General features: G+C 46.4%; 8 protein-coding genes and 1 pseudogene. 2 read left to right on the forward strand and 7 right to left on the reverse strand.

Translation table 11 applies throughout. The annotated features are described in order from the left end of the window. Window positions 1-63: 63 nt before the first annotated feature. Complete coding sequence (locus EOJ37_RS13175) at window positions 64-867, reverse strand: ATP-grasp domain-containing protein (protein WP_127960363.1); 804 nt, start codon at window positions 865-867, stop codon at window positions 64-66. 228 nt (window positions 868-1,095) lie between these two features. Next, complete coding sequence (tkt, locus tag EOJ37_RS13180; protein ID WP_127960364.1) at window positions 1,096-3,090, reverse strand: transketolase; 1,995 nt, start codon at window positions 3,088-3,090, stop codon at window positions 1,096-1,098. Window positions 3,091-3,570: 480 nt separating this feature from the next. Between tkt and loiP the strand changes: the two genes are divergently transcribed. Both loiP and EOJ37_RS13190 read left to right on the forward strand, forming a co-directional pair. Continuing rightward, window positions 3,571-4,323 carry a metalloprotease LoiP gene (loiP, locus tag EOJ37_RS13185; RefSeq protein WP_127960365.1) on the forward strand — a complete coding sequence of 251 codons (753 nt, stop codon included), beginning with the start codon at window positions 3,571-3,573 and terminating at the stop codon, window positions 4,321-4,323. Between the two features lie 278 nt (window positions 4,324-4,601). Then, window positions 4,602-4,793, forward strand: coding sequence for a hypothetical protein (locus EOJ37_RS13190; protein ID WP_127960366.1), 192 nt, complete (start codon window positions 4,602-4,604; stop codon window positions 4,791-4,793). 99 nt (window positions 4,794-4,892) lie between these two features. Here EOJ37_RS13190 and EOJ37_RS13195 read toward each other — a convergent pair whose 3' ends face one another. The 5 genes and pseudogenes from EOJ37_RS13195 to EOJ37_RS13215 form a co-directional block, all read right to left on the reverse strand. Beyond that, entirely contained in the window at window positions 4,893-6,317 is a 1,425-nt protein-coding gene (locus EOJ37_RS13195) for a glycoside hydrolase family 1 protein (protein WP_127960367.1), read from the reverse strand. A 25-nt stretch (window positions 6,318-6,342) separates the two neighbouring features. Beyond that, window positions 6,343-7,701, reverse strand: a pseudogene (locus EOJ37_RS13200) (PTS transporter subunit EIIC); the annotation flags it as partial. A gap of 105 nt (window positions 7,702-7,806) precedes the next feature. After that, window positions 7,807-8,685: a 5'/3'-nucleotidase SurE gene (surE, locus tag EOJ37_RS13205; RefSeq protein ID WP_127960369.1), complete on the reverse strand. Its 879-nt coding sequence runs from the start codon at window positions 8,683-8,685 to the stop codon at window positions 7,807-7,809. A gap of 276 nt (window positions 8,686-8,961) precedes the next feature. Then, window positions 8,962-9,561 carry an NAD(P)H:quinone oxidoreductase gene (gene wrbA, locus EOJ37_RS13210; RefSeq protein ID WP_127960370.1) on the reverse strand — a complete coding sequence of 200 codons (600 nt, stop codon included), beginning with the start codon at window positions 9,559-9,561 and terminating at the stop codon, window positions 8,962-8,964. 163 nt (window positions 9,562-9,724) lie between these two features. After that, window positions 9,725-9,918, reverse strand: a 194-nt coding sequence (locus tag EOJ37_RS13215; protein WP_162473705.1) for a transposase domain-containing protein, incomplete at its 5' end; no start/stop codon positions are given.

Below are 9,918 nucleotides of genomic sequence, written 5' to 3' on the forward strand. Positions count from 1 at the left end.
ATCAATGTGGTTAAAGATTATTTCGTGATTAAGCATAGAGGTTGTCTGCTCGATATTAGCGGGTCAATAACGGAGATCATACCTCAAAAGCCTTGCCATGCCTCGTTCATATGAGGGGATGGTTAAGATAATTGCGTGGTAGCGCTGATCACTGATGTCGAGAACATCGAGGCATTCATAAACAAAGTGGCTGTTGTTATGCAATCCTTTTCTGTATTTGCATAAACTGCACACCTTGATATCGTGCTGGTTAACAACTAAATCAACAACAAACTCTTCGCCCTCTAATTTTTCTTGTACCAAATAGAATTGATTTTGTTCACCGACGATATTTGTTTGCTGCCAATCTATCTGACTGATCCACTCCGTGACTTGTGGTTTGTTCTCGAAAAAAAACACCCCATCAGTTAAACAGGAGTTGTTCGGTTTAATCACGTAGCCGGTTTGACTGTCTAATTGATCTAAGTTGCTATCAAATTGACTGATTTTTTTTGAGGCAATACTGTTCAAACCAAGCTGCGCCAGCCTATTTTGCATTGCGCCCTTTTGCCTACGCCAATCTGTTGTTAAGTGATTATTCGCGGCGACTTGATAGTGTGCTGCCAATAGGTCAGCACAGTAAACGCCGGTTTCTGCGCCAGGAATAACTGCAACAACCTGCTCAGTATTGAGCTGTTTCTTTATTTCATCTGGGCTATAAAGTTGTTTGTCAACAAAATCAGCACTGATGTATGAATCAGTGAATCTGCTGGGTATATGAGGAGAAGAAAGCACCGAGTAACAGGTTAGCCCTTTTTTACTCAATTCAGGTGCCAGTAATGCCCCAGTTGAAAAAGGGTCAACAATGATAACTTTATCTTTTTTCATTATTAAATATGCCGTTGCTGATTAAGAATAGCGAGCTGTTGTTAATTTTATGTAAATTTAATGCAACTTTTTTGTGTTTCCGTGCTTTGGGCAAAGAGAGTTGCTGCTGAAAAGCTTAGCGAGAGAAAAGATGAGTAAAAAGAGTGTGGCGATCAGAGGGCGTTATTACTACAGGGTGCGTGCTGTGTTCAAAACAGCACACACTCTCAATCACAAAACCGTTGCAGTTTAGCTTAGCAATGCTTTGGCTTGCGCCACGATATTCTCAACGGTGAAACCGAACATCTTGAACAGTTGATCTGCGGGTGCTGACTCGCCGAATTGGCTTAAGCCAACAATGGCGCCATTCAGGCCGACATATTTATACCAGTAATCAGCAATCCCCGCTTCGACCGCAATACGCGCAGTGACTGCAGCAGGCAATACTGCTTCACGATAGGCGGCATCTTGTTTATCAAAGACGTCGGTAGACGGCATTGAGACAACACGTACTTGATAACCTTCCGCACTCAACTGCTCTGCGGCTGTCATGGTAATGGCAACTTCCGAACCGGTTGCAATCAAGATCAAATCAGGTATACCGGCACACTGTTTTAACACGTAGCCACCACGGTAAACATTGGCCAACTGCTCTGTATTGCGCGCTTGTTGGGCCAGGTTTTGCCGTGAGAAGATCAGGGTCGTCGGGCCATCATTACGCTCGATCCCGTACTGCCAGGCAATTGCTGATTCAACCTGGTCACAAGGCCGCCAGGTGCTCATATTTGGCGTGACACGCAGACTGGCAAGTTGCTCGACGGGCTGGTGCGTTGGGCCATCTTCACCCAAGCCAATTGAGTCGTGTGTATAGACAAACACATTACGTAATTTCATTAACGCCGCCATACGCACAGCGTTGCGTGCATATTCAACGAACATCAGGAAGGTTGCTGAATAGGGTAAAAAACCACCGTGCAGTGCAATGCCGTTGGTGATGGCGGTCATACCAAACTCACGCACACCGTAGTGAATGTAGTTACCTGCCGGATCATCAACAATCGATTTCGAGCCAGACCACATAGTCAAGTTACTCGGTGCCAGATCTGCCGAACCACCCAAAAATTCTGGCAGTAATTTAGCAAAGGCCTCAATGCTGTTTTGTGAGGCTTTACGGCTGGCGATGTTGGCAGGGTTAGCCTGCAACTGCTCAATGAATTTTTTCGCTTCGGCTTGCCAGTTGGCGGGCAATTCACCGTTGATACGGCGTTTGAATTCGGCTGCCAGCTCGGGGAATGCCTGACTATAGGCAGCCAATTTCTCATTCCAGGCCGCTTCGCGCGTTTGTCCGGCTGCTTTAGCATCCCATTGCTGATAAATATCTTGTGGAATTTCAAATGCTGGATGTGACCAGCCAAGCGCCTGACGCGTTGCAGCCACTTCTGCTGCGCCGAGCGGCGCACCATGAGACTCATGGCTACCCGCTTTGCCGGGTGAACCAAAACCAATCACGGTTTTGCACATTAATAGGCTGGGTTTGTCGTTAACTTGATGGGCTTGCTCAATTGCCGCTTTAATCGACTCACTGTCGTGACCATCGACATCACGTACCACATGCCAACCATAAGATTCAAACCGCTGCGCCGTGTCATCGCTGAACCAGCCTTCGACATGACCATCGATCGAGATGCCGTTATCATCGTAAAATGCGGTGAGTTTGCCAAGCTTCAGCGTACCAGCCAAAGAGCAAACTTCGTGTGAAATTCCTTCCATCATGCAGCCATCACCCATAAACACATAAGTGTGGTGATCGACAATATCATGTCCTGGACGGTTAAATTGTGCTGCCAGTGTCCGTTCTGCAATGGCGAAACCGATCGCGTTAGCGATACCTTGGCCAAGTGGGCCAGTGGTGGTTTCTACACCTGGTGTGTAACCATACTCGGGGTGACCTGGAGTTTTTGAGTGCAACTGGCGGAAGTTTTCCAACTCACTGATTGGCAAATCATAACCAGTTAGATGCAACAAGCTGTAGATCAGCATTGAACCATGACCGTTTGATAACACAAACCGATCGCGATCTGCCCACTGTGGGTTGCTAGGGTTATGTTTTAGGTAGTCACGCCACAAAACTTCCGCAATATCAGCCATGCCCATAGGAGCACCAGGGTGGCCAGAGTTAGCCTTTTGCACGCCATCCATGCTCAAGACACGGATAGCATTAGCCAGTTGTTTACGAGAGGACATGTTTTACTCCAAGTCGGGTTTAAAGGGGAGCCAGGTTGGCTATTTTCGCAAACTCAGCGTTAAAACGGTAATGTTTAATGAAAAATGGGATGTAAATCACATTTTTTTATTATTAACATCCGGTTTTCGCTGGCAAATCGCCTGGTTATAAGGATGAATTAGTGATCCGGCGTAGAGTCTATCGCAATAGATAACAAGACTGATTAAAAAGCACTCATGGCAGTGATGAATCGCCGGATGACATGGCGCCTACTACGACTTGCGCGAACAATTTCCCGGCAAGATAGCGCACTATCCCGCCTTGAGTGCCTGTAATATGTTAAAATATTAATATAAAAGTAAAAAACGATATCATTTCGTTCTATGGAGATATTTTTCTGGTGATCTCTGCGGTTGCGCATTACCTTATCAGCCGCTCGGCCTTCAGTGTAGGTTGTGCTCAAATTTTATGCTTTATTACCATCACAGGAAAATTGTTGTATGAAGATCCACAGTTCTTTGATTGCATTGGGCCTTACTGCGTTACTGAGTGGCTGTCAATCACTTAGCCCCGAGGCGTTGATGCAGTCAGGAGCACAGGCATTTCAAGCTGCCACACTCAGTAAAGAAGATGTCAAAGCACTCAGCGAGCAATCCTGCGCTGAAATAGACAGCAAAAGCCCAATCGCTGCTGCTAACAGTAGCTACAGCCAGCGCTTGAATAAAATTGCCGCCCGTGTCGGCGACAACATTGATGGTGTTCCTGCCAACTACAAAGTCTACCTTACCAACGACGTTAATGCCTGGGCGATGGCCAACGGTTGTATCCGTGTGTACAGCGGGCTGATGGATATGATGGATGACGATGAAGTAGCCGGGGTGCTGGCGCACGAAATTGGCCACGTTGCGCTCGGTCATTCACGTAAACGCTTGCAAGTTGCTTACAGTACGGTTGCCGTGCGTACTGCAGCCTCTTCAGCTAGCGGTATTGTTGGCACCTTGTCAAAATCACAACTGGCTGATTTAGGCGAACAGCTTATTCACGCACAGTTTTCACAAAAGCAAGAGAGTGAAGCTGACGATTATGCTTTTGACCAGTTGAAGAAACGTGGCATCAATCCTTACGCGTTGGTGACCAGTTTTGAGAAACTGGCCAGCTTACAGGGTGATCACAAGAGCAGTATGTTCGATGACCACCCCGATGCCAAAGCACGCGCACAACATATTCGTGATCGTATCAATAATGGTAAATAATCAGTAATTACCGAGGGTTCAAGGTTGCGAACCCTCGACTCAGTTAGAGGATAAAACTGTCTTTTTGATTCAATGCATTATTGATAGTGCCAATTACCCGCTTCCTGCCATTAGCCATATTTTGCGAAATACTTCACAATCCACAGTGTTGACTACACAATTTTTGCAAGAAAACCGCGCTGTTGTCCCAGAAACGACATTTTTTTAGTTAACCTGCTCTTGCACTTTATTATTTGGCCTATAATCATTTCTCTCTCATTGATGCAGCTACCATAACAATGAAAAATCGTCGCGCTTTTTGGGGTATCACCACTCAGGATATGTTGCCAACAGCAGTCGAACCGCTGGTCAACACTCAGCAAGAAGATTTGGAGTTACGGGTTTATTTTCAGCGTATTGAACAGTTACCTGAAGAAGAAAAAGCAGTGATTAAGCTATTTTTGGATGCTTTTTTGTCCAAAGGCAGATAGATGAATCAGTGATATCGTAAGGTGAACCGTTGTAGTAGAAGAAAAATCACTGCCTGAGTTTATACTCAGGCAGTCTGTATCATCTGCCCAGCGCTACACTCACTGTTGCAGAGACGCTCCATGTGTTTTGATCACCTGCTGGTACCACCAGAAACTCTTTTTACGACTGCGTTTGAGGCTACCTGAACCATCCGGCTGCAAATCAACATAAATAAAGCCATAACGTTTGGTTACTTCGGCTTTGGATGCGCTGATCAAATCAATGGGTCCCCATGTGGTATAACCCATCAGCTCTACGCCATCCTCGATAGCTTCACGTACTTGCACCAAGTGATCATTCAGGTAACTGATGCGGTAATCATCGTGGATCTCACCATTTTCATCCGGTTTATCAATCGCACCCAGACCATTTTCAACAATAAACAGCGGTTTCTGGTAGCGATCCCATAACGTATTCAGCAGTGTGCGTAAACCAAGCGGATCAATTTGCCAGCCCCATTCAGAACTGGCTAGATGAGGATTAGGCAGCATACTTAAAATGTTGCCACGCAGCTTTTTGGTTAATTCTGGATCGGCTGTTGCGCAGCCAGTCATGTAGTAGCTGAAAGAGATAAAATCGACGGTATGGCGTAATGCCGCAATATCATCAGCAGTGATGGTTAATTCAATGCCCTGCTCACGAAAATAGCGCTGCATATATCCTGGGTAAGCGCCTCGGCACTGAACATCGCCAAAAAATTGCCAACGACGATTCTCTTGGAATGCCTGAAAGACATCTGCCGGCTGGCAAGATAACGGATAAGTCAAACCGCCCAGTAACATATTGCCAATCTTGGCATCTGGGATCAGTTCATGACAAGCTTTGACCACTAAACTACTGGCGACTAACTGATGATGAATCGCCTGGTAGATATCCGTGATACTGCATCCCTCTTGTAACCCAACACCAGTCAACGGCGCTTCTAACGACATGTTGATTTCATTGAAGGTGAGCCACAATTTAACTTTGTCACCATAACGTTTGAACAGCGTGCGTGCGTAACGCTCGAAAAAAGCGATCAGTTTGCGATTCCCCCAACCACCATAATTTTCCACTAACGCCCAAGGCATTTCGTAGTGAGAAAGTGTGACTAGAGGTTGAATATTGTAGCGAGCCAGCTCATCAAATAACTTATCATACCAAGCTAATCCGGCTTCATTCGGTTCCGACTCATCACCATGAGGAAAGATGCGTGTCCAGGCAATTGAGATACGTAAAGTGGTAAAGCCCATTTCGGCAAATAGTGCAATATCTTCTTGATAGCGATGATAAAAGTCTATCGCAACATCTTTTAGGCTAAATTCATTACCTTGCCGAGCTACCGGTGGACTAAAAATACCGTTAGGTAACATATCAGAGGTAGAAAGCCCCTTGTTATCGGTCAAGTAGGCACCTTCAACTTGATTCGCCGCGAGTGCTCCTCCCCATAAGAAATGTTTAGGAAACAGTTTGTTGACAACAGTGGAATTATTATTAGTGCTCATTGTTTTCTCCTGGGGTTTCTGACCAGCCAGCAAAAAAGGTCAATAGGAAAGATAAAAGGAACGATACCGCAGTACCCATCAACGCGCCCCAAAAGGTCATATCTAAACCCGTTGGTGGAATAATTTGTGCCAAGGTGAAAATATTGGCAAGGCCGATAGAGTAAGAGAGAGTTTGACTTAGGCCAATAATTGCACCGCCAATCGCCCCACTGATACAGCCAAAAACAAATGGGCGGCGTTTAGGTAGCGTAACGCCATAAACTGCCGGTTCAGTGATACCAAAAACACCGCTGATAGCTGCAGAGCCCGCCAATGTTTTCATTCTTGCCTCACGTGCTTTCAGTGCTACCGCTAAGGCAGCGCCGACTTGACCAAATACGGCTGCCATAAGGATCGGTAACATGGGATCCTGCCCTAATACGGCAACATTATTTAACATGAGCGGTACCAGTCCCCAGTGCAGACCAAAAATCACACAGATTTGCCACAGGCCGCCTAGCGCTGCGCCTGCTAACCAGGGAGCAAACTGATAAGCAATCTGGAAACCACTAGCCAGCCATTGACTCACTGTGGTTGCGATAGGCCCAATCACCAGAAAAGTGAGCGGAACGGTGATCACCATACAAAATAACGGAGTGAAAAAGTTTTTGACCGCTTGTGGCATCACTTTATTCAGTTGTCGTTCTAGCCAACAACAGAACCAGGCAGCCAAGATGATGGGAATAACCGATGAAGCGTAGTTAATAAAAACGACCGGGATCCCAAGAAAAGTGGCAGTTTGACCGTTCATACCAGCTTGAAAGGCAGCAATCATGGTTGGATGCACTAATGCTGCACCAATCGCCATAGTTAAAAACGGGTTGCCGCCAAACTTTTTCCCTGCCGTGTAACCAAGCAGTAATGGGAAGAAATAGAACAAGCCATCACTGGCAGCAAACAGGATCTGGTAGGTTGCGCTAGTTTCAACCAGCGCACCACTGATTAACGTGATCGCCAGTAGTCCCTTCAAAATCCCGCAAGCGGAAAGAACACCGAGATAAGGGGTAAAGATGCCAGAAACAACATCGATAAATTTACCCATTAAACTCAACTTGTTGCTTGTTACTTGCTGCTCCGCTTTACGCGCCAAATCATCATTTAAACCAGCCTGTTTGCAGACGGCCTGATAAACTTCGCCTACATGGTTGCCAATAACCACCTGAAACTGCCCTGCACTCTCCACCACCATAATGACACCGGGATCTGCCTTGAGCGCTTCGGCATTCGCTTTCTGGTTATCGTGTAAATTAAAACGTAAGCGAGTGGCACAGTGTGCTAGGCTTTCAATATTCTCTCGCCCACCAACATGAGACAAAATATCACCCGCGAGTTGTTGATACTGCATAAGCACTCCTGCGTTTGCTATTGTGTTTTTGACTACTTCAGCATTTTTACTTCACGCCTTAAGCTTGCTTCCCAAGCGTTAGCTATTTACTCACTGAAAGTTGTTCTATTTTAATAATGCTTCATATGCCTGCTGCAATTGTGGTGCATTCCACGAAGCATCGAACAGGGTATAAGTAATATAGCCTTTCTCTAGCCAACCTGAATCAGTGTTCTTCTGTGAAATAACCATCGAATTAGGGTTTAATATTTGTTTAGCATTACCATCGGGTAATAACTGATAATCAATCTGTGGGGTTGGGAATTGCTCATTTTCAATATAGTGGATACCTTTAATGCGAGCTGCGGGTAATGGTGGGTAGTTAATACTGAGCCCAGAACCTGTTGGTAATACCGGCTGATTACTACGCCACTTGCTATTGAGTTTATCCACTACGTTGACGACATGATCAACAGAGTCTGGCCAATATTTATGTGTACTTGGCCACTTGTTTTTCATCTCTTCCTGCGTGAAAAGGTAACCTATGCTGGCGGCAATGGCGGGGATGCCATAGCGTACAGCACGCGCTGCTGCACCGACAGTGCCAGAGTTAAATTGTGCCATACCGGTATTGGGACCATCATTCACTCCTGAGATCACCAAATCGGGAGGCGTATTTTTCAGTACGCCACGTAGGCCAAAATCGAGCGCATCGGAAGGGGTGCCTGAAAAGCAGTAACGTTTATCGGCAACTTTTTTTACATCAAATACTTTTCCCAGTTTAAAGGTGATCGCCGTGCCAATACCGCTTTGATTAGTTGCCGGTGCGACCATCCAGACATCATAACCTTTAGCGGCCAGCTTCTGTTGCAGTGAGATGCTGCCGAAGGATTGGCATCCATCATCATTGACCACCAGAATTCGCATTGGCCTCTGCTCTGCCTGAACCTGCATTCCATAGGAAAACAGAGCCACTAATGCCGCACTTAATACTTTACTTTTCATTTTATCTCCTTGTAAATCACAATATTACGAAAGCATAATGCGCCAGGTTTTCGCTGATCGTCAAGGATTATTTTGCTGAATCCCTGCTACCGGTAATCAAGCTAATGGCAGGTTGAGGATGGAGCAGAAATGGATGCGAAAAATTTCACCGTAAGCAGTGAGATGGTGATTTGAGTTACATAATCAGCTATTTTTTCAAACACAAAAGCCCCACCTTAGTAGGGCCTGATGTTTAGAGAACGCGCGATATTAGTGATATACCGACAGATGTTATGTTCAGCGTTTGATTTTCACTGCAATTTCTGCGGTATGCTTACCTTGGTGATAAGCGATAGCCAGCTCACGGCTATCCGGTTGGCGCGAACCATCACCACCGGCAATGGTGGTAGCACCGTAGGGTGTGCCACCACTGACTTGGGAAATGTCGAACAGTGCGGGAGTACTGTAACCCAGCGGAACAATAATCATGCCGTGATGCGCCAGTGTGGTCCATGTCGATGTGATGGTCATTTCCTGTCCGCCGCCGATGCCGGTCGAGGCAAACACACTGGCCACTTTACCGACTAAAGCACCTTTTGCCCATAATCCCCCAGTCTGATCGAGAAAATTGCGCATTTGGGCAGACATGTTGCCAAAACGTGTTGGGACACCAAAAATGATGGCATCATAGTCGCTCAGCTCTGCCGGGCTGGCGATTTCCGCCTGTTGTGCCGTTTTTCCACCCGCCGCTTTAAACGCTTCCGGCGGCATGGTTTCGGGTACACGCTTGATCACTACATCAACGCCAGGAACACTTGCGGCACCTTTAGCGACCTGTTGCGCCATTGTTTCAATGTGTCCGTACATTGAATGATAAAGAACTAATAATTTTACCATTTCTCTTTCCTCAGTTGTTCTTTCGATGCTGTAGGTGGGTTCCTTGGTGGATTAACCCAGGGTTTTGTTTCACCACTCACTGCGCGCTTTTCCATATTGGGCTGTAAACATCCGGCGACCTCACCTTGCGAGTTTATGTTAAGCGGTTAAGGTGAGCGGCAGATTAGGTGGATGAGGAGAAGGTGTTACCGGGCAGGGGCAGCAGTTGGTCCAGTTGACTGTTTTTCCACGTTGGAAGATGTGTCAACACAAAGTGCAACCAGGTAAACGGCTCTATGCCATTGAGTTTAGCGGTTTGCAGCAGGCTCATGATACCGGCCATGCGCTGCCCGGCCAGCAGTGAACCGGCAAACAGCC

It is taken from the genome of Serratia microhaemolytica (genome assembly GCF_004011885.1).
GTDB lineage: Bacteria > Pseudomonadota > Gammaproteobacteria > Enterobacterales > Enterobacteriaceae > Serratia_G > Serratia_G microhaemolytica.